The 20965-nt window shown below is 67.4% G+C and carries 17 protein-coding genes; 6 read left to right on the top strand and 11 right to left on the bottom strand.

The window, feature by feature from the left end:
• Window positions 1–34 precede the first annotated feature (34 nt).
• From ACSFBC_RS16540 to serA, 11 genes are all read right to left on the bottom strand, one after another.
• Complete coding sequence (locus ACSFBC_RS16540; RefSeq protein ID WP_435511428.1) at window positions 35–658, bottom strand: DUF502 domain-containing protein; 624 nt, start codon at window positions 656–658, stop codon at window positions 35–37.
• 18 nt (window positions 659–676) lie between these two features.
• Window positions 677–1033 (bottom strand): FmdB family zinc ribbon protein, encoded by a 357-nt coding sequence (locus tag ACSFBC_RS16535; RefSeq protein WP_435511427.1) that lies wholly within the window; start codon window positions 1031–1033, stop codon window positions 677–679.
• A gap of 82 nt (window positions 1034–1115) precedes the next feature.
• Complete coding sequence (locus ACSFBC_RS16530; RefSeq protein ID WP_435511426.1) at window positions 1116–2564, bottom strand: high affinity choline transporter 1; 1449 nt, start codon at window positions 2562–2564, stop codon at window positions 1116–1118.
• Between the two features lie 65 nt (window positions 2565–2629).
• Window positions 2630–4195 (bottom strand): ubiquinone biosynthesis regulatory protein kinase UbiB, encoded by a 1566-nt coding sequence (ubiB, locus tag ACSFBC_RS16525; RefSeq protein ID WP_435511425.1) that lies wholly within the window; start codon window positions 4193–4195, stop codon window positions 2630–2632.
• Window positions 4192–4758 (bottom strand): ubiquinone biosynthesis accessory factor UbiJ, encoded by a 567-nt coding sequence (locus ACSFBC_RS16520; protein WP_435511424.1) that lies wholly within the window; start codon window positions 4756–4758, stop codon window positions 4192–4194. The genes ubiB and ACSFBC_RS16520 overlap by 4 nt, the downstream gene beginning before the upstream one ends.
• Before the next feature lie 78 nt (window positions 4759–4836).
• Entirely contained in the window at window positions 4837–5868 is a 1032-nt protein-coding gene (locus ACSFBC_RS16515; RefSeq protein ID WP_435511423.1) for a Tim44 domain-containing protein, read from the bottom strand.
• A 46-nt stretch (window positions 5869–5914) separates the two neighbouring features.
• Entirely contained in the window at window positions 5915–6646 is a 732-nt protein-coding gene (gene ubiE / locus ACSFBC_RS16510; protein ID WP_435511422.1) for a bifunctional demethylmenaquinone methyltransferase/2-methoxy-6-polyprenyl-1,4-benzoquinol methylase UbiE, read from the bottom strand.
• Window positions 6647–6723: 77 nt separating this feature from the next.
• Window positions 6724–7137, bottom strand: a complete 414-nt coding sequence (locus tag ACSFBC_RS16505) for a gamma-butyrobetaine hydroxylase family protein (RefSeq protein ID WP_435511421.1) — start codon at window positions 7135–7137, stop codon at window positions 6724–6726.
• Window positions 7137–7658 (bottom strand): HIT family protein, encoded by a 522-nt coding sequence (locus tag ACSFBC_RS16500; protein WP_435511420.1) that lies wholly within the window; start codon window positions 7656–7658, stop codon window positions 7137–7139. Before ACSFBC_RS16500 ends, ACSFBC_RS16505 begins: the two co-directional genes overlap by 1 nt.
• Window positions 7655–11533 (bottom strand): DUF3683 domain-containing protein, encoded by a 3879-nt coding sequence (locus ACSFBC_RS16495; RefSeq protein WP_435511419.1) that lies wholly within the window; start codon window positions 11531–11533, stop codon window positions 7655–7657. Before ACSFBC_RS16495 ends, ACSFBC_RS16500 begins: the two co-directional genes overlap by 4 nt.
• Before the next feature lie 82 nt (window positions 11534–11615).
• Window positions 11616–12845, bottom strand: a complete 1230-nt coding sequence (gene serA / locus ACSFBC_RS16490) for a phosphoglycerate dehydrogenase (protein ID WP_435511418.1) — start codon at window positions 12843–12845, stop codon at window positions 11616–11618.
• Between the two features lie 249 nt (window positions 12846–13094).
• Here serA and ugpB point away from each other — a divergent pair, with 249 nt between their 5' ends.
• The 6 genes from ugpB (at window position 13095) to ACSFBC_RS16460 (ending at window position 20856) form a co-directional block, all read left to right on the top strand.
• Window positions 13095–14405, top strand: coding sequence for a sn-glycerol-3-phosphate ABC transporter substrate-binding protein UgpB (gene ugpB / locus ACSFBC_RS16485; RefSeq protein WP_435511417.1), 1311 nt, complete (start codon window positions 13095–13097; stop codon window positions 14403–14405).
• A gap of 152 nt (window positions 14406–14557) precedes the next feature.
• Complete coding sequence (gene ugpA, locus ACSFBC_RS16480; RefSeq protein WP_435511416.1) at window positions 14558–15439, top strand: sn-glycerol-3-phosphate ABC transporter permease UgpA; 882 nt, start codon at window positions 14558–14560, stop codon at window positions 15437–15439.
• Window position 15440: 1 nt separating this feature from the next.
• On the top strand, window positions 15441–16292 hold the full coding sequence (gene ugpE / locus ACSFBC_RS16475; protein WP_435511415.1) for a sn-glycerol-3-phosphate ABC transporter permease UgpE: 852 nt from the start codon (window positions 15441–15443) through the stop codon (window positions 16290–16292).
• 140 nt (window positions 16293–16432) lie between these two features.
• Window positions 16433–17440: a sn-glycerol-3-phosphate ABC transporter ATP-binding protein UgpC gene (gene ugpC / locus ACSFBC_RS16470; protein WP_435511414.1), complete on the top strand. Its 1008-nt coding sequence runs from the start codon at window positions 16433–16435 to the stop codon at window positions 17438–17440.
• Window positions 17441–17585: 145 nt separating this feature from the next.
• Complete coding sequence (ugpQ, locus tag ACSFBC_RS16465; RefSeq protein ID WP_435511413.1) at window positions 17586–18332, top strand: glycerophosphodiester phosphodiesterase; 747 nt, start codon at window positions 17586–17588, stop codon at window positions 18330–18332.
• A 34-nt stretch (window positions 18333–18366) separates the two neighbouring features.
• The gene (locus ACSFBC_RS16460) at window positions 18367–20856 is read left to right on the top strand and encodes a DUF3772 domain-containing protein (RefSeq protein WP_435511412.1); all 2490 of its coding nucleotides are present in this window, start codon (window positions 18367–18369) and stop codon (window positions 20854–20856) included.
• Window positions 20857–20965: the final 109 nt, after the last annotated feature.

The following is a 20965-nucleotide window of genomic DNA, read 5'->3' as shown; positions in this document are numbered from 1 at the left end:
AGTCGATTCCGGCGCCGGGAGGGCGCGTGTTCATTCAGGAAGAAGTTGCGAGGGTCGCGGGGCCGCCGGGAACGACCACGCCCATCGAGACGATGTACTTGAGCGCCTCGTCGACACTCATCTCGAGTTCGATGCAGTCGCTGCGCTTGAGCATCACGAAGTAGCCGCCGGTGGGGTTCGGCGTGGTCGGCACGTAGACGCCAAGGTATTCGCCGCCGCCCAGGTGCGCCAGCACGTCGGCACCGGGCGTGCCGGTCACGAACGCGATGGTCCAGACGCCTTCACGCGGCCACTGCACCAGCACCGCGGTGCGGAAGGCGTTGCCGTTCTCGGAGAACAGCGTGTCCGACACCTGCTTGACGCTGGAATAGATCGAGCGCACGACCGGGATGCGCCGCACCACCGCGTCGCCCCAGCCCAGCAGGCGCTTGCCGATGAAATTGCTCGCCACCGCGCCGACCACCAGCAGGATGGCCAGCGTGAACAGCACGCCCAGGCCGCGCACCTTGTGCATCGTGAGCCAGCTCTGCCAGTCCTCCGGCAGCAGCCAGAGCGTCTGGTCGAGCGTGTCGATGATCCACTTCAGCACCGCCAGGGTGACGAACAGCGGAACGATCACCAACAGGCCGGAGAACAACCATTTGCGCAGAGCGAGCATGGCGATGGCGAGGCCCGTTCAGTCGCCGCCCTTGGCGGCAGGGGCCGGCGCGGGCGCCGGTGCAGGAGAGGATGCAGCGGGTGCAGGTGCGGGTGCCGGACTCGCCGCGGGGGCGGCAGGGGCCGACGATTCACCGGACTTGGCACTGTCGCCCGCAGCCGGCGCGGTCGCAGGCTCGGCTTTCTTGCCACCGCCTTCGCGGAAATCGGTCACGTACCAGCCCGAGCCCTTGAGCTGGAAGCCGGCGGCGGTCACCTGCTTCTCGAAGGTGCCCGCCCCGCAGGCCGGGCACACCGTGAGAGGGGCGTCGGACATTTTCTGCAACGCGTCTTTGGCAAAGCCGCAGGCACTGCACTTGTAGGCGTAGATAGGCATGGGAGTGGGCGAAAAAGAGCGACGCAGCTGTCGCTCGCAAAGCCCGCAATTATAGGGCCGGCCCCGACCCCACCCCGCACGCTCAGGGCGTGCCTTCGGCCAGCGGGCGATGCGGCGTGCGGGTGTTGGACACCCATTGCGGCGCCAGCGAGCCGGCCACCATGCCGACGAAAGCCGCCAGCACACCCGCCAGTTGCGCCGGGAAGGCCTGGCCCCAGGGCAGCGCCAGGAACAGCAGCCAGGTCCCGATGCCCAGCAGCACCGCCGCCATCGCGCCCTGCGTGGTGGCACGCTGCCAGTAGAGCCCGCACACCAGCGGCACGAAGGCGCCGACCAGCGGCACCTGGTAGGCGCCCGAGACCAGTTCGTAGATCGGCGTGCCCTGCATGCGGATCGAATAGGCCAGCACCGCGGCGCTGAAGACCAGCGTGGTGATGCGCATGGTGCGCAGGTTCTCGCGGTCGTTGCCGGCCGGGCGGAACTGGCGCCAGATGTTCTCGGTGAAGGTCACGCTGGGCGCCAGCAGCGTCGCCGAGGCGGTCGACTTGATGGCCGACAGCAGCGCACCGAAGAACAGCACCTGCATCACGAAGGGCATCTTCTCCAGCACCAGCGTGGGCAGCACCTTCTGCGGGTCGTCCTTGAGCAGGACCGCGGTCTGCTCCGGCATGATCAGCAGGGCGCTGGCCACCAGGAACATCGGGACGAAAGCGAACAGGATGTAGGCGATGCCGCCGATCACCGGACCGCGGGTCGCGGACTTGACGTTGTTGGCCGACATCACGCGCTGGAACACGTCCTGCTGCGGGATCGAGCCCAGCATCATGGTGATGGCCGCGGCGAAGAAGAAGACCATGTCCTTGTAGTTCGGCTCGGGCCAGAACTTGAACAGGTCCTTGCTGACGGCGAAGGCCACCACCTTGTCCGCGCCGCCGGCCATCTGGCCCGCGAACACCGCGATCACCGCCAGGCCCAGCACCAGGATGATCATCTGGATGAAGTCGGTCACCGCCACCGACCACATGCCGCCGAAGAGCGTATAGGCCAGGATCGACACCACCCCGATCACCATGCCCAGCGACACGCCGATGGCGCCTCCCGAGAGCACGTTGAAGACCAGGCCCAGTGCCGTGACCTGCGCCGACACCCAGCCGAGATAGCTCAGCATGATGATCAGCGAGCACGCGACCTCGACCACCCGGCCGTAGCGCTCGCGGTAGTAGTCGCTGATGGTCAGCAGCGTCATGCGGTAGAGCTTGCCCGCGAAGAACAGGCCCACCAGGATCAGGCAGGTGCCGGCGCCGAAGGGGTCTTCGATCACGCCGTTCAGGCCGCCCTCGATGAACTTGGCCGGAATGCCCAGCACCGTCTCCGACCCGAACCAGGTCGCGAAGGTGGTGGTCACGATCATGAAGAGCGGCAGATGCCGCCCGGCAATCGCAAAGTCGGTGGTGTTCTTGACGCGCCGGGCGGCGTAAAGCCCGATGGCGATCGTGATCAACAGGTAGACGGCGACCAGGGTCAACAGCACGACAACTTCTCCTCTTTTCTCTCAATTCGATGCGGCTCTTGGAGGCCGCGCAAGGGCCGTGCCAATCAGATGATCTGGACGCGCACGACGATCTGCATCACGACCATGCCCAGCACGAAGCCCATGGCCGTGGCGATCACGATCTGCAGCAGCCGGTTGGTGCGCTTCTGCGCCGCCAGCAGCTCGAGCAGCTCCCGGCGGTGATCGGCCGGCTTGTTTTCCAGGAACTCGTGCAGCAGGCGCGGCAACTGAGGCAGCAGCTTGGCGTAGCGCGGTGCCTCGGCCTTCAGCTGCGCGAACAGCCGCTTGGGGCCGATCTGGTCGATCATCCACTTCTCGAGGAAGGGCTTGGCCGTGGCCCAGAGGTCGAGCTCGGGGTCGAGCTGGCGGCCCAGGCCCTCGATGTTGAGCAGCGTCTTCTGCAGCAGCACCAACTGGGGCTGGATCTCGACGTGGAAGCGGCGCGAGGTCTGGAACAGGCGCATCAGCACCATGCCGAGCGAGATCTCCTTGAGCGGCCGGTCGAAGTACGGCTCGCAAACGGTGCGGATCGCCGCCTCGAGCTCGTCGATGCGCGTGCCCTCGGGCACCCAGCCGCTTTCGAGATGCAGCTCGGCCACGCGCTTGTAGTCGCGCCGGAAGAAGGCCACGAAGTTCTGCGCCAAGTATTCCTTGTCGGTTTCGGTGAGCGTGCCCACGATGCCGAAATCGAGCGAGATGTAGCGCCCGAAGGTCTGCGGCTGCAGGCTCACCATGATGTTGCCGGGGTGCATGTCGGCATGGAAGAAGCCGTCGCGGAACACCTGGGTGAAGAAGATGGTGACGCCGTCGCGCGCCAGCTTAGGGATGTCGACGCCGGCCGCGCGCAACCGCTCGAGCTGCGCGATGGGCACGCCGTTCATGCGCTCCATCACGATCACCTCGGGATGGCAGAAGTCCCAGAGCATCTCGGGGATCAGCACCAGCTCGAGCTTCTCCATGTTGCGGCGCAGCTGCGCGGCGTTGGCAGCCTCGCGCACCAGGTCGAGTTCGTCGTGCAGGTACTTGTCGAACTCGGCGATCACCTCGCGCGGCTTGAGCCGCTTGCCATCGGCCGACAGGTTCTCGACCCAGCGCGCCATCATGGCCATCAGCGCCAGATCCTTCTCCATGACCTTGCGCATGCCCGGCCGCAGCACCTTGACAGCCACGTCGCGCAGCGTGCCCTTGGCGTCGCGCACGGTGGCGAAGTGGACCTGCGCGATCGACGCGCTGGCCACCGGCGTCTCGTCGAACTGCACGAACACCTCGCCCACCGGTCGGCGGAAGGCGCGCTCGATGGTGGCGACCGCCACGGCCGAGGGGAACGGCGGCACGCGGTCCTGCAGCCAGGCCAGTTCGTCGGCGATGTCGGGCGGCAGCAGGTCGCGCCGGGTCGACAGCACCTGGCCGAACTTGACGAAGATCGGGCCCAGCCGCTCGAGCGCCTCGCGCAGCCGCTGGCCGCGCGGCGCGTCGAGATTGCGCCCGACCGAGACGATGCGCGCCACGATGCGAAGCCACGGCTTCTGGAAGCTCGTGAGCACGAGCTCGTCGAGGCCGTAGCGCAGCGCGACCCAGACGATGAAGATGCCGCGGTAGAAACGCGTCATTCGGCGCCCGTGCCGCCGATGCCAGGTTGACCCGGTTTGCCCGTGCGATCGCCGACGAACTGCCGCAGTGCGGCGACGACGCGGCGCGCCGCATTGCCCAGCGTGTGGGCCGGCACGTCGCCGATCACGCGGGCGAGGTCGTCCTCGACGTCCCAGCGCACATGGTCGACCAGCCAGTTCACCTCGGCCGCGAGTTGCACGTCGCCGACGATGCGCACCGCGGGCTTGTCGCCGCGCAGCGTGGCGCGGGCCAGGTCGAGCGGCGAGGTGTCGGTGACGGTGAGCGTGAGTTCGGGCACCGCGCCCTCGGGCGCCAGGTCGAGCAGGCCGGCCGGCGTGGCGATCAGCCGCATCGTGACGAAGCGCCATTCGAACTGCACCACCCGCCCCTTCTGCCGCGCGAGGCGCTGCTGGGCCTCGGGCTCCTGCTGCAGCACATGGTTGAGGAAGAGCACCGCGCGGTGCTGGATCTCGTGCACGGCCCACGGCGGCGGCTGCAGCCGGGTGCCGATGCGGCTGGCGAGGTCATTCAGAAAAGCGAATGGGGACGATGGTGTGGCCATGTCCCCATTATTCCCGACCCGGCCCCTCGATCGGGGCCTGCAGCGCGACAGATCGCGCCAATGATGAAGGCTATTCGCTTATTGCAGCGCCTGGACGCCCGCCACGAGCCAGCCGCCACGGCCATCGGTCGGCTTGGTCATGTTCCACACTTCACGGAACGGGCTCGGGCCGGCCGATGCGTCTTCGCGGATCATGCCCGAGAACTCGACGCTCGCCAGGTAGACGTCAGTCGTTTCCTCGATGCCCAGCAGCTTGGCGTCGAGCATCACGACTTCGGTCTTGTTGGGCTGGCTGCCGGTGTGCGCTTCGCGCTCGGCCAGCTGAGCCTGGATCTCGCCGATCATGCTGTCGGTCATCATCGAACGCAGCGACTGGATGTCGTTGCGGTCCCAGGCGTCCTGCAGGGTCACGAAGTTGCGCTTGGCCGCGTCGAGGAATCCGTCGACGTCGAAGCCGGCAGGAATGCCCCACGACTGCCCACCTTCGAGCGCCGAGCCGATCATGCTCGCGCCACCGGCGCCGGCCGCACCGGCCATCGACGAGCCGCCGCTGGCGGCCTGTGCCGGGATGGTGTCGAAGGTTGCGCTCTGGCGTTCCCAGGGGCGCGCCGACGCATCGTTGCCGACATTGCCGGGGTTGTACTGCGCGGGAGCCGACGGGTTGCCGGGGCCGCCCGCGCCCTGGAACGCGAAGCCACCCTGGCGGGCGCCGTTGTTGGCTCGCGAACGCGCCGCGAAGATGCGCCACACCACCACCGCCGCCAGCACCAGCAGGCCGATCAGCAGCATGTTGCCGAAGGCGGCGCCGAGGCCGAGCGAATTCGCCAGCCAGGCCAGGCCCAGGCCCGCGGCCAGGCCGCCCAGCATCGCACCCCAGGGGCGCTTGGGCGCGGCGGCTGCAGGGGCCGCGCCGGCCGGCTTGGCAGGCGCTGCGTTGGTGGCGTTCTGCGCCGGTGCACCCGGCGTGTTCGCCGGCGGCGTCGCCTGGCGTTGCGTCACGTTGCCCGACTGGCGGCCCAAGGACTTGCCGCCACCCATGCGCGCAGCCTCGGCCTGCATGCCGCCCAAGGTCATGGCGCACACCAGCAAAACGGTACTCAGTTTTTTCATCATGAAGTCTCCTCTGATCGCCAGAAATGGCACTGAAATCGTCAGTTCAACACTTGATTCCAACATGCAGGGCAGCCACGCCACCCGTCATGTTGTGATAGTCCACATGCCCGAAACCACCCTCTTTCATGAGGGTCTTGAGCTCTTCCTGCGCCGGATGCATCCGGATCGACTCGGCCAGGTAGCGGTAGCTTGCGTCATCGCCGGCCACCAGCTTGCCCAGGCGCGGCAGCACCTTGAAGGAATACCAGTCGTAGGCCTTCTGCAGGGGTTTCGCGACCCTGGAAAACTCCAGCACCAGCAACTTGCCGCCAGGCTTGAGCACGCGGTTCATTTCCTTGAGGGCGATGTCCTTGTGCGTCATGTTGCGCAAGCCGAAGGCCACCGTCACGACGTCGAAGTGACCGTCGGCGAAAGGCAGCTTCTCGGCGTCGCAGACCGTGGTGGGCAGCACCACGCCGGCATCGAGCAGGCGATCGCGGCCGGTGCTCAGCATGGCCTCGTTGATGTCGGTGTGCACCACCTGGCCGGAAGCGCCGACCTTCTTGGCGAAGGCCAGAGCCAGGTCGCCGGTGCCGCCCGCGATGTCGAGCACGCGCGAGCCTTCGCCGACATTGGCCACCATCACGGTGTACGCCTTCCAGGCGCGGTGCAGGCCGGCCGACATCAGGTCGTTCATGATGTCGTAGCGGCTGGCGACCGAGTCGAACACGCCGCGCACGCGGCGCGCCTTTTCGCTTTCGTCGACGTTCTCAAAACCGAAATGGGTGGTGCTCATGCACCCGATGTTAGGGCGGAAGCGCCTGCCATCAAGTGGACGACCCCGCTGCGACGGCGGACTTTGCCTCGCAAGGCTCAGTGGCTGCTGCAGCCGTGGCCGCCCTTGGGGGCCATCGGGGCGTCGCGGTCGACGCCCGCGGCGGCCAGGCGCCGCTCGTATTCGGCCCACAGTGCGTCCTGCTTCTGGCCCAGCTCGTAGAGCAGCGTCCAGGTGAAGATGCCGCTCTCGTGGCCGTCGGTGAACACCGGCTTGACCGCGTAGTTGCCCACCGGCTCGAGTTCGAGCAGGCCGACCTCGCGCTTGCCGGTCTGCAGCACCTCCTCACCCGGGCCGTGGCCCTGCACTTCGGCCGAGGGCGAGTAGATGCGCATCAGCTCGAAGGGGATGCGAAAGCTCGCGCCGTCGGAGAAGCCGACCTCGAGCACTTTCGAGGTGTTGTGCACCGTGATCGATTGGGGCGTCGGAGCGCCGGCTTGCAGACCTGCCATCAGGATGTCCTTTTGCTGAGTGCCGCGATCATCGCAGCCTCGGCCGCGGGCAGTGCCGCCGCGACGCCCGCCTCCCTGCCGGCGTCGCGGTCGCGGCTCGCGGTCGCCCAGACGGGCGCCGGGAAGCGCGTGTCCCAATCGAAGCGCGCGATCACATGCCAGTGCAGGTGCGGCACCATGTTGCCGAGCGCCGCCAGGTTGATCTTGGTCGGCGCGACATGCGTGCGCAGGCTCTGCTCGACGATCGCCACCGCCTCCATGCAGATTGCCCGATCGGCGCCCGACAGGTCGGAAAACTCCGCCGCGTGATCGCGCCAGACCACGCGGTAGAAGGCGGGAAAGCCCGCCTCGTCGGCATGGATCACGCGGAACTTGGGCGCCTCGAAGACCAGGCGGCCACCGGGGGTTTCGCAGAGCACGCAGCCGGCCACCGAGCCGCCGCCGGGCCGCCCCAAGGCGGCGAGCGCCCCCTCGGGGGGCAGCGAGGACACGCCAGTGCCGAGCGTGGGGGCCACACTCATACGAGGACCCGTTCGATGCCACCGCTGTTGGCAGCGGCCACGTACTCCGGCAGCCACTGCTCGCCCAGGATCTGGTTGGCCATCTCGACCACGATGTAGTCGGCTTCGAGCAGGCCGTTGTTCAGGTCGTTGCCGTAGCGGGAGAGGCCCTGCAAGCAGCTCGGGCAGCTGGTGAGGATCTTCACGTTGCCCTGGGCCGCGACCTTGCCGCTGTCGCGCAGCGCGGCCTCGCCCTTCTTGAGTTCCTCTTCCTTGCGGAAGCGGATCTGCGTCGAGATGTCGGGCCGGGTCACGCCCAAGGTGCCCGACTCGCCGCAGCAGCGGTCGTTCTTGAGCACGTTGTCGCCCACCAGCGCCTTCACCGTCTTCATCGGGTCCTGCAGCTTCATCGGGCTGTGGCAGGGGTCGTGGTACAGGTAGCCACCACCGCTGGCCGCGCCCAGCGTGATGCCCTTCTCGAGCAGGTACTCGTGGATGTCGATGATCCGGCAGCCGGGGAAGATCTTGTCGAACTGGTAGCCCTGCAACTGGTCGTAGCAGGTGCCGCAGCTCACCACCACCGTCTTGATGTCGAGGTAGTTGAGCGTGTTGGCCACGCGATGGAAGAGCACGCGGTTGTCCGTGATCATCTTCTCGGCCTTGTCGAACTGGCCGCTGCCGCGCTGCGGATAGCCGCAGCACAGGTACCCGGGCGGCAGCACCGTCTGCACGCCCGCGTGCCAGAGCATGGCCTGCGTGGCCAGGCCCACCTGCGAGAACAGCCGCTCCGAGCCGCAGCCTGGAAAATAGAACACCGCCTCGGTCTCCGAGGTCGTGGCCTTGGGGTTGCGGATGATCGGCACGTAGTCGGCATCCTCGATGTCGAGCAGCGCGCGCGCCGTCTGCTTGGGCAGGCCGCCCGGCATCTTCTTGTTGATGAAGTGGATCACCTGCTCCTTGATCGGCGCCGGCCCCAGCGTGGCCGGCGGCGCGGCCGTCTGCTTGCGCGCCACGCGGCGCAGCAGGTCGTTGGCCAGGCGCTGCGCCTTGAAGCCGATGCCCACCATGCCCAGGCGCATGGCCTTGATGGTCTGCGGGCTGGTCGCATTGAGGAACAACATGGCCGCTGCATTGCCGGGCCGGAAGCTCTTCTGGCCCATCTTGCGCAGCAGGTTGCGCATGTGCATCGAGACGTCGCCGAAGTCGATCTTCACCGGGCAGGGCGTGAGGCACTTGTGGCAGACCGTGCAGTGGTCGGCCACGTCCTCGAATTCCTGCCAGTGCTTGATGCTCACGCCGCGCCGGGTCTGTTCTTCGTAGAGGAAGGCCTCGACCAGCAGCGAGGTCGCGAGGATCTTGTTGCGCGGGCTGTAGAGCAGGTTGGCGCGCGGTACGTGGGTGGCACACACCGGCTTGCACTTGCCGCAGCGCAGGCAGTCCTTGACCGAGTCGGCGATGGCGCCGATGTCGCTCTGCTGCATGATCAGCGACTCGTGGCCCATGAGGCCGAAGCTGGGCGTGTAGGCGTTGGTGAGGTCGGCCTGCAGACCGTGCGCGGCCGGCGAGCCGCCGCGCAGCAGCTTGCCCTTGTTGAAGCGGCCCTCGGGGTCGACGCGCTGCTTGTAGTCGGTGAAGGGCTGCAGCTCGGCGTCGCTCAGAAATTCGAGCTTGGTGATGCCGATGCCGTGCTCGCCCGAGATCACGCCGTCGAGGCTGCGCGCCAGCGCCATGATGCGCACCACCGCCGCATGCGCGGTCTGCAGCATCTCGTAGTTGTCGCTGTTGACCGGCAGGTTGGTGTGCACGTTGCCGTCGCCCGCGTGCATGTGCAGCGCGACCCACACGCGCCCCTTGAGCACGCGCTGGTGGATGGCCGCGCACTCGGCCAGGATCGGCGCGAATTCGGCGCCGGTGAAGATGGCCTGCAGCGGCTGGCGGATCTGGGTCTTCCAGCTCGCGCGCAGCGTGTGGTCCTGCAGCCGCGGGAACAGCGCGTCGACGTCCTGCAGCCAGCCGGCCCACAGAGCGCGCACCTCCTGCACCAGCGTCACGGCCTGCGCCACGCGGTCCTCCAGCAGCTCGGCCGAGGGAATGTCGTTGGCGTCGTCGGTCTTGCCCAGCGGCAGGTTGCCGCGCAGGAAGAAGGCCTCGAGCGCATCGGCGAAGGCCAGCTTGTTCTGCAGCGAGAGCTCGATGTTGATGCGCTCGATGCCGTCGGTGTACTCCGCCATGCGCGGCAGCGGGATCACCACGTCCTCGTTGATCTTGAAGGCGTTGGTGTGCTTGCTGATGGCGGCCGTGCGCTTGCGGTCGAGCCAGAACTTCTTGCGCGCCTCGGGGCTGATGGCGATGAAGCCTTCGCCGCTGCGCGAGTTGGCGATGCGCACCACTTCCGAGGTGACGCGTGCGACCGCGTCGGCGTCATCGCCCGCGATGTCGCCGAACAGCACCATCTTCGGCAGGCCACCATGCTTCTTCGACTTGGTCGCGTAGCCCACGGCCTTGAGGTAGCGGTCGTCCAGGTGCTCGAGCCCGGCCAACAGCACGCCCGAGCGCTTCTGCTCGGCGAACATGAAGTCCTTGATCTCGACGATGCTGGGCACCGCGTCCTTGGCGTTGCCGAAGAACTCCAGGCACACGGTGCGTGTGTGCGCGGGCATCTTGTGCACCACCCAGCGGCAGCTGGTGATCAGGCCGTCGCAGCCCTCCTTCTGGATGCCCGGCAGGCCCGAGAGGAACTTGTCGGTCACGTCCTTGCCCAGGCCTTCCTTGCGGAAGGTCTTGCCCGCGATGTCGAGGCGCTCGGTGCGCAGTTTCGTCTTGCCGTCGGCGGCGAAGTACTGCAGCTCGAACACCGCGCGCTCGGCGTCGTGGATCTTGCCCAGGTTGTGGCCGATGCGCGTGACCTCGAGCCATTCGGCCTGCGGCGTGACCATGCGCCACGAAGCGAGGTTGTCGAGCGCCGTGCCCCACAGCACGGCCTTCTTGCCGCCCGCGTTCATCGCGACGTTGCCGCCCACGCACGAGGCCTCGGCCGAGGTCGGGTCGACCGCGAACACATAGCCCGCGCGTTCGGCCGCGTCGGCCACGCGCTGCGTGACCACGCCGGCCTCGGTCCAGACGGTGGGCACGGGCGCATCGAGGCCCGGCAGCGCCATGAACTCGACCTCGGTCATCGCCTCGAGCTTCTCGGTGTTGATGACCGCGCTGTTCCAGGTCAGCGGGATCGCGCCGCCGGTGTAGCCGGTGCCGCCGCCACGCGGGATGATGGTCAGGCCCAGCTCGATGCAGCCCTTGACCAGCAAGGCCATCTCGGCCTCGGTGTCGGGGCACAGCACCACGAAGGGGTACTCCACGCGCCAGTCGGTGGCGTCGGTCACGTGCGACACGCGCGACAGGCCGTCGAACTTCACGTTGTCCTTGGCGGTCAGCCGGCCGAAGGCGCGCGTGGCCTTGCGGCGCAGCGCGGCGACGTCGCGGAACATGGTATCGAAGGAGGCGATGGCCTGCGCCACCAGCGCGGTGAGCTCGCCCACCAGCAGATCGCGCTGGGCGTCGACGTCGGGGGTGCGGCGCTTGGCGACTTCGCTCAGCCGGTGGTTGAGCGCATCGACCAACTGGCCACGGCGGCGCGGGTTGTCCAGCAGGTCGTCGACCAGGTAGGGGTTGCGCTGCACCACCCAGATGTCGCCCAGCACCTCGTAGAGCATGCGGGCCGATCGGCCGGTGCGGCGCTCGTCGCGCAGCGACTGCAGCAGGGTCCAGCCGCGTTCGCCCAGCAGGCGGATCACGATCTCTCGATCGGAAAAGCTGGTGTAGTTGTACGGGATCTCGCGCAGTCGGGCAGGCTCTGCGGCCTGCGTCAACAACGCAGTCAGCGCGATCGGAGCGTTCATCGGGGAGCACCTCGGCAGGACGCTGCGCGCCCTTGAACCGGGCCCGAGATTTTAAGTCAGCGCCGATGCCGGCGCTGACGGGTCAGAAAAGGACCCGGCTGCGGATGGTGCCGGGCACCTGCGCGAGCTTCTCGAGCGCTAGGTCGGACGAGGCCGCATCGATGTCGGTCACCACGTAGCCGACCTTCTCGTTGGTCTGCAGGTACTGCGAGGCGATGTTGATCCGGTTGTCCGAGAAGATCCGGTTGATTTCCGACAGCACGCCCGGCACGTTGTGGTGGATGTGCAGCAGCCGGTGCTTGCCCGGGTGCGCGGGCAGCGCCACCTCGGGGAAGTTGACCGAGGAAATCGAGGTCCCGTTGTCGCTGTACTTGACCAGCTTCTCGGCCACCTCGCCGCCGATGTTGGCCTGCGCCTCCATCGTCGAGCCGCCGATGTGCGGCGTGAGGATCACGTTGTCCAGCCCGCGCAGCGGCGACTGGAACTCTTCGTTGTTGCTGCCGGGCTCGACCGGGAACACGTCGATCGCCGCACCCCAGAGCTTCTCGCTCCGGATGCCCTCGGCCAGCGCGTCGATGTCGACCACCGTCCCGCGCGCGGCATTGATCAGGATTCCGCCCTGCTTCATGGCCGCGATCTCGGCCGGGCCGATCATCCATTTCGTCGATGGCAGCTCGGGCACGTGCAGGCTCACGATGTCGCTCTGGGCCAGCAGGTCGTGCAGCTTGGGCACCTGGCGCGCATTGCCCAGCGGCAGCTTGCTCACCACGTCGTAGAAGGCCACGTGCATGCCCAGGCCCTCGGCCAGCACCGACAGCTGGGTGCCGATCGAACCGTAGCCCACGATGCCCAGCGTCTTGCCGCGGATCTCGTGCGAATGGGCGGCCGACTTCATCCAGCCGCCGCGGTGCACCAGCGCGTTCTTCGCGGGAATGCCGCGCAGCAGCAGGATCGCCTCGGCCAGCACCAGTTCGGCCACCGAGCGGGTGTTGGAGTACGGCGCGTTGAACACCGCCACGCCGCGCTCGCGCGCCGCGTTGAGGTCGACCTGGTTGGTGCCGATGCAGAAGCAGCCGACCGCCACCAGCTTGGGCGCCGCCGACAGCACATCGGCCGTGAGCTTGCTCTGCGAACGGATGCCGAGGAAATGGACGTCGGCCAGCTTGGCCTTGAGCTCCTCGCCCTGCAACGCCTTGGGCAGGGTCTCGATTTGCGAGTAGCCGGCTCCCTTGAGGACCTCGATCGCCGAGGGATGCACACCTTCGAGCAGAAGGAACTTGATCTTGCTTTTGTCGAGGGAGGTCTTGCTCATTGGAGGTCGCGAAAGCCCTGCGATCAGCTCGCAAGACAGCGCTGAAAAAGAGGATGACGATGCTAGCATGGTGCAGCGCAGCAGAGCGTCCACGGGACGCCGGCCCAGGTGCCAAAAGGGTTTCCCCGCTTGGCGCAGAGGACACCCCCGTGCGACAAACATGACGCGGTTGTGTCACAGGCACGGCCTACGATCAAGCACGGTCTACCATTCGCGCTTTTCTGCTTCCCATTCCCCTCAGGAGTCTTCATGCGATTCAAAACGCTCGCCTTGGCCTCGGCGCTCGCGGCAACACTGTTCAACACGGCACAAGCGCAGACCGAGATCCAGTGGTGGCACTCGATGACCGCGGTCAACAACGAGTGGGTCAACGACCTCGCCAAGCAATTCAACGAAAGCCAGAAGGACTACAAGATCGTCCCGACTTTCAAGGGCACGTACGACGAATCGATGACCGCATCGATCGCCGCCTTCCGCGCCGGCAACGCACCGCACATCCTGCAGGTGTTCGAGGTGGGCACCGCCACCATGCAGGCCAGCAAGGGCGCGGTCATTCCGGTGGGCAAGATCATGAAGGACGCAGGCGAGAAGTTCGACCCGGCCGCCTACATCCCCGCCGTGGCCGGCTACTACACGGCCCCCAACGGCCAGATGCTGAGCTTCCCGTTCAACAGCTCGACCACCATCTTCTATTTCAACAAGGACGCCTTCAAGGCGGCCGGCCTGCCCACCGACAAGGCGCCGGCGACCTGGCCCGAAGTGGTGGCCGCGGCCGCCAAGCTCAAGGCCAGCGGCCACAAGTGCCCGTTCACCACGGCATGGCAGAACTGGACCCAGGTCGAGAGCTTCTCGGCCTGGCACAACGTCGAGTTCGCCTCCAAGGCCAACGGTCTGCAAGGCCTGGACGCCCGCCTGAAGGTCGATTCGCCGCTGCATGTGCGCCACATCGAGAACCTGGCCAACATGGCCAAGCAGGGCCTGTTCGTCTACAAGGGCCGCGGCAACGTGCCTGAAGCCTCGTTCGTGTCGGGCGAGTGCGCGATGATCAACACCTCGTCGGGCTTCTACGGCAACGTGGCCAAGAACGCCAAGTTCGCCTACGGCCTGGCACCCCTGCCCTACTACCCGGACGTGCCGGGCGCACCGCAGAACACCGTGATCGGCGGCGCCAGCCTGTGGGTGATGTCGGGCAAGAAGGCCGAAGAGTACAAGGGCGTGGCCAAGTTCTTCAGCTTCATCTCGACGCCTGAAGTGCAGTCCGCCAGCCACAAGCGCACGGGCTACCTGCCCGTCACCACCGCGTCGTACAAGCTGACCGAAGACTCGGGCTTCTACAAGCAGAACCCGGGCACCGACGTCGCCGTGACGCAGATGATCCGCAAGGTGACCGACAAGAGCCGCGGCATCCGCCTGGGCAACTACGTGCAGATCCGCGCCATCGAGGACGAAGAACTCGAACAGGTCTGGAACGGCAAGAAGACCGCCAAGGAAGCCCTGGACTCGATCGTCAAGCGCGGCAACGAGCAGCTCGAGCGCTTCCAAAAAGCCAACAAGGGCTGACGCCTTTTCGGCGTTCGCCGTACCGTCGCACCCCACCCTGCCCTCCCGCCGAGCGGGGAGGGTTCCTGCCGGTGAGAAGGGGGCGTCCGCCACAGTAGACTCTGCCCGCCGCGCTTTCGAGCACGGCGGGTTTTCTTTTATCCAGGGTCTCTATGGAAAAACGCGTTTTTTTTCGCTCCGGCTGGCTGCCGTGGCTGCTCCTGACACCCCAAATGGCGGTGATCCTGGTGTTCTTCTTCTGGCCTGCGGCGCAGGCCTTGCTGCAGTCGCTGCAGCAGCAGGACCCGTTCGGCACGTCCATCGAGTTCGTCGGCTTCGACAACTTCAGGCAGCTGTTCGACGACCCCAGCTATGTCGAATCCTTCAAGACCACCGCGCTGTTCTCGGTGCTGGTCGCCGGCATCGGCATCAGCCTGTCGCTGATGCTGGCGGTGTTCGCCGACCGCGTGGTGCGCGGCGGCACCTTCTACAAGACGATGCTGATCCTGCCGTACGCCGTGGCCCCCGCGGTCGCTGCCGTGCTGTGGGTGTTCATGTTCTCGCCGTCGCTGGGCGTCGTGGCCTATGCGCTCGGCAAGTTCGGCATCAACTGGAACCACCTGCTCGACTCCGGCCACGCCATGACGCTGATCGTCATGGCCTCGGTGTGGAAGCAGATTTCCTACAACTTCCTGTTCTTCCTGGCCGGCCTGCAGTCGATCCCGAAGTCGCTGATCGAAGCCGCCGCCATCGACGGCGCCCGCCCTTGGCGCCGCTTCTGGACGGTGCAGTTCCCGCTGCTGTCGCCCACCACCTTCTTCCTGCTGGTGATCAACGTCGTGTACGCCTTCTTCGACACCTTCGCGATCGTCGATGCGGCCACGCAGGGCGGCCCGGGCAAGGACACCGCGATCCTGGTCTACAAGGTTTACTACGACGGCTTCAAGGCCATGGACCTCGGTGGTTCGGCGGCCCAGTCGGTGGTGCTGATGCTGATCGTCGTGGCGCTCACGGTCGTGCAATTCCGCTACGTCGAGAAAAAGGTTCAGTACTGATATGGTCGAAAAACGTGGAACCCACGGGATCCTGGCGCACGTCGTCATGGTGCTCGGCGTGCTGATCGTCGCCTTCCCGCTCTACCTGGCCTTCGTGGCCTCCACCCACACGGCGCAGGAGATCGTGCAGGCCCCGATGCCGCTGCTGCCCGGCGGCCACATGTGGGACAGCTACAAGGCCGCGCTGTTCGGCCGCGAGACCAGCGCCGGCTCCAACGCGCCGGTGGCCCACATGATGTGGGTCAGCTTCGTGACCGCCATGGTGATCTCGATCGGCAAGATCTCGATCTCGCTGCTGTCGGCCTTCGCGATCGTCTACTTCCGCTTCCCGTTCAAGAAGATCTGCTTCTGGGCCATCTTCGTCACGCTGATGCTGCCGGTGGAGGTGCGGATCCTGCCCACCTACAAGGTGCTGGCCGACCTGAACATGCTCAACACCTACGCGGGCCTCACGGTGCCGCTGATCGCCTCGGCCACCGCGACCTTCCTGTTCCGCCAGTTCTTCCTGACGGTGCCCGAGGAACTGACCGAAGCCTCGCGCATGGACGGCGCGGGCCCGATGCGCTTCTTCTTCGACGTGCTGCTGCCGCTGTCCAAGACCTCGATCGCGGCGCTGTTCGTGATCCAGTTCATCTACGGCTGGAACCAGTACCTCTGGCCGCTGCTCGCGACCACCAGCGAAGACATGTACCCGGTGGTGGTGGGCATCAAGCGCATGATCGCCGGCGGCGACGGCCAGAACGAGTGGAACGTGGTCATGGCCACGGCCATCCTCGCGATGCTGCCGCCCGCGCTGGTCGTGGTGCTGATGCAGAAGTGGTTCGTCAAGGGCCTGGTCGACACTGAAAAATGACCCACCCCCGAGGCGGGCTCACTTCGTGTAGCCCGCTCCCCCCTCAAGGGGGCAACACCAGCGGCCTGGCAAAGCCAGATCCGCTGTGTTCCTGGAAAAAGAAATAGCGCCTCGTCGTCGAGGCAGAGATCGAGAAGAACATGGCTGCACTTTCCCTTCGCAACGTCATCAAGCGCTACGGCGTGGGCCCCAAGGCCAACCAGGTCATCCACGGCGTGAGCGCCGAGATCGCCGACCATGAATTCATCGTGATCGTCGGGCCTTCGGGCTGCGGCAAGTCCACGCTGCTGCGCATGGTGGCCGGCCTGGAAGAGGTCTCGGCCGGCGAGATCGCCATCGGCGGGCGCGTGGTGAACGACCTCGAACCGTCGGAACGCGACATCGCGATGGTGTTCCAGAACTACGCGCTCTACCCGCACATGACGGTGTTCGACAACATGGCCTACGGCCTGAAGATCGCCAAGGTGCCGGTGCCCGAGATCAAGACCCGCGTCGACAAGGCGGCGAAGATCCTCGAGCTCGGCCACCTGCTCGAACGCAAGCCGCGCGAGCTGTCGGGCGGCCAGCGCCAGCGCGTGGCCATGGGCCGCGCGATCGTGCGCCAGCCGCAGGTCTTCCTGTTCGACGAACCGCTGTCGAACCTCGACGCCAAGCTGCGCGCGCAGACCCGCATCGAGATCCAGAAGCTGCACCGCGAACTGGGCATCACCTCGCTGTTCGTGACCCACGACCAGGTCGAGGCCATGACGCTGGCGCAGCGCATCATCGTGATGAACGGCGGCGTGATGGACCAGTTCGGCACGCCCGAAGAGGTCTACAACCGCCCGGCCACCACCTTCGTCGCCAGCTTCATCGGCTCGCCGCCGATGAACCTGCTCAAGCACGCCCCCGGTGTGCGCCCGGGCCAGATCCTCGGCGTGCGCCCCGAGCACCTGAAGCTCGACCAGACCGGCTGGACCGTGCAGGTCGAGCACGTCGAGCTGCTGGGCGCCGAGCGCCTGGTCTACGGCCGCATCGGCGAAGAACAGATCATCATGCGCACCGACGCGGCCGACCATCCGCCGACCGCGGGCGACACGGTCCACATCTCGGCGCCGCAGGAAAGCCTGCACTGGTTCGACGCAGGCTCCGGCAAGAGAGCAGTCTGATGACCCACCCCCGAAGCGCCTGCGGCGCCTCCCCCTCAAGGGGGCGATACCAGCGGCCCGGCAAAGCCGGTTCCGCGGTATCCCTGGCCATCGGCGATGCCGGTTTATCCGCCATCGGCTGACGATGGCGCGATGGAGACCTGACATGTCTATCGAAACAAATTGGCCCTACCCCCGCTGGGTCGCGCACCGCGGCGCCGGCAAGCTCGCGCCCGAGAACACGCTGGCGGCCTTCCGGCTCGGCGCTTCGCACGGCTACCGCATGTTCGAGTGCGATGCCAAGCTCAGCGCCGACGGCGTGCCCTTCCTGATGCACGACAGCACGCTGGAGCGCACCACCAGCGGCCACGGCACCGGCGGCGATCTGCCGTGGGCCGAACTGTCGCAGCTCGACGCCGGCAGCTGGCATTCGCGCGCCTTCGCGGGCGAGCCGCTGGCCAGCCTGGAGAACGTGGCGCGCTACTGCGTGGGCAACCGCCTGCTGCTGAACATCGAGATCAAGCCCACGCCCGGCGTCGAACGCCGGACCGGCGAGGTGGTGGCGCGCGATGCCGCCCGCCTTTGGGCCGGCGAGGCGATCCCGCCGCTCCTGACCTCGTTCCAGACCGAGGCCCTGGCCGGCGCGCGCGACGTGGCGTCCCAGTTGCCGCGCGGGCTGCTGCTCGACACGCTGTGGGACGGCTGGGTGGCCGCGGCGCGCGACCTGGGCTGCGCGGCGATCGTCTGCAACCATGCGCTGTGGGACGCTGCCACCGTGGCCCTGGCCCGCGAAGCCGGGATGCGCACGCTGAGCTACACGGTCAACGACGAATGGGCCGCCGAGCGGCTCATCGCGCTGAGCACCGACGGCATCATCACCGACCGCGTCGACATGTTCAGCCCCGCGGGCTGAATCCGGCGCCGGCGCGGGCTCTCATAATGGCCCGATGAGTTCCATTCCCCGCGGGCTGGCCGCCCTGCTCCTGCTGGCGGCTTTCGCCATCACCGGTATCGCCGCCCCCCCCCCGCCCGCCAGAGCCGCGACCGTGGCCGTCGGCGACAACAGCACGACGCCCGCCCCCGAAGTCACGGTGCCCGCGCTGCGCGCACAGCTCGACAAGATCCCCGAGGCGGTCGAGACCGACGACGACGTGCCCGGCCTGGTCGCGCAGACGCAGGACATCATGGCCCAGGCCCAGCGCTTCGTGGCCTCGCGCGCCGGCCCGCTGGCCGACCTCAACGCCCGGCTGGGCGAACTGGGCACCGCCCCGCCCAAGGGCACGACCGAGGACGCCGACATCACGCGCCAGCGGGCCGCGCTGGAAAAGGAACGCAACGCACTCGACGCGGACATCCGCCTCGCACGGCTGGTCGCGGTGGACGCGCAGCAGCGCGGCAGCGACCTGCTCGCGCAGCGCCGCGCGCTGTTCGAAGCGCACCTGCTCGAACGCGCCAATTCGCCCCTGGCCGGCGCCTTCTGGCGCGACATCCGCAGCGCCTGGCCGACCGACCGCGGCCGACTCGTGGCGCTCGAGCAGGAAGTCCGCACCGGCGTCTCGACCGCCCTGCACAGCGCCGAACGCGGCAGCGTGATCGCTTCGCTGATCGGTGCGCTGCTGCTGGCCCTGCTGGGCAGCTGGGCGGCCGAACACGCGCTCACCAAGCTCGCGGCCCGCCGCTTCCCGATGGGACGGCTGCGGCGTTCGCTGCTGGCCGTGGCGATGGTGACGGCCACCGTGCTGATCGTGGCGCTGGCCGCGCAATGGGGCTGGCTGACGCTCGAGGGCGCGGGCCAATGGGCTCCGACCGCCCGACGTCTGGGCGAATCGGTGGCCAATTTTTCCATCTTCGTCGGCTTCGTGATCGGCCTCGGCCGCGCCCTGTTGGCCAACGGCCGGTCGTCATGGCGGCTGCCGCCGATGGCCGACGCGATGGCCGCCCGCATGGCGCCCTTTCCCTGGTTGATCGCGGGCGTGACCACGCTGATCTGGCTCACGACCCAGATCAACACGCTGGTGGACGCCAGCCTGGCCGCCACGGTCGCGACCCACGTGGCCACGGCCCTGGCGCTGACCGCGCTCTCGGTCGTCATGCTGATGCGCCTGCGCCTGCCCGATGCCGACGTCGCACCCGTGGTGGCGGCGGCCCCGGCCCCCGAATCGCTCAAGCCGGAAGACGCCGCCGCACTGGCCGGCCGGCCGCTATGGGTCGGCCTGGTGACGGGCGCCGTGGCCTTCGTGCTGATCGCGATCTGCGTGCTGGTGGCCTTCGGCTACGTGGCGCTGGCCAGCTTCCTCGCGAGCCAGCTCACCTGGACCGGCGTGGTGGGCGCGGCGGCCTACCTGCTGTTCAAGTTCACCGACGACCTGTTCATCGCGCTGTTGTCCTCGCGCAGCAATGCCGGCCAGCGGCTGCAGAAGAGCCTCAATGTCGCGCCGCAGACACTCGACCAGGCGGCCATCGTGCTGTCGGCGGTCGGCCGCGTCGCGCTGTTCTTCTACCTGGTGATCGCGCTGCTGGCCCCGCTGGGCACCTCGCCGGGTGAATTGTTCCAGCGCAGCGGCAAGGTCGGTTCCGGGCTCAAGGTCGGCCAGTTCGAACTGGTGCCGGGCGCGTTGTTCGGCGCACTTGCCGTGCTGGTCATCGGCTTCCTCGTGCTGCGGCTCATCAAGCGCTGGCTCGACAACAGCTACCTGCCGAGCACCACGCTCGAACCGGGCATGCGCAGCTCGCTCACCACGCTGCTGGGTTACGTAGGCGGCATCCTGGTGATCGCCTCGGCGCTTTCAGCGCTGGGCATCGGCATCGAGCGCATCGCCTGGGTGGCGAGCGCGCTGTCGGTCGGCATCGGCTTCGGTCTGCAGGCCATCGTGCAGAACTTCATCTCGGGGCTGATCCTGCTGGCCGAGCGGCCGGTGAAGGTGGGCGACTGGGTGGTGCTGGGCACGGCCGAGGGCGACGTGCGCCGCATCAACGTGCGCGCCACCGAGATCCAGCTGGGCGACCGCTCCACGCTGATCGTACCCAACTCCGAGTTCATCACCAAGACTGTGCGCAACATGACGCTGGCCAACGCCGAAGGCCGGGTGCTGATCCGCCTGCCGATGCCGCTGACCACCGACGCGCAACGCGTGCGCGATCTCATCCTCGCGGCCTGCACCTCGCACGAAGCCGTGCTCCGCACGCCCGCGCCCTCGCTCACGCTCGAAGGCGTCGAGAACGGGCTGCTGATCTTCCAGGCCATCGCCTATGTGGCGAGCCCCCGGCTGGCGGGCGGCGTGCGCAGCGACCTGTTGTTCGTGATCCTGGACGAGCTCAAGAAGGCCGGGCTGCCGATGGCGACCCCGACCACGATGGTGATGGCGCCCGCCGAGCCGGCCGCGGCGGCCGTGGTGCCGGCCACCCCCAGCTCGCCGATTCCCGGCCTGCCGACCTGATTCGGGAATTCATGCACCTTTCCTGTGCGTTCTAACCCCTAGACTCGACATGGCCGGCAACGCATCGCGCGCCGGCCTGCTGAATGCCCGCCGGTTCACGCCGAAGCGC

The sequence above is a fragment of the Variovorax frigidus genome (genome assembly GCF_051216515.1).
Classification (GTDB): domain Bacteria; phylum Pseudomonadota; class Gammaproteobacteria; order Burkholderiales; family Burkholderiaceae_C; genus Variovorax.
This window is presented reverse-complemented; position numbering and strand designations above follow the sequence as displayed.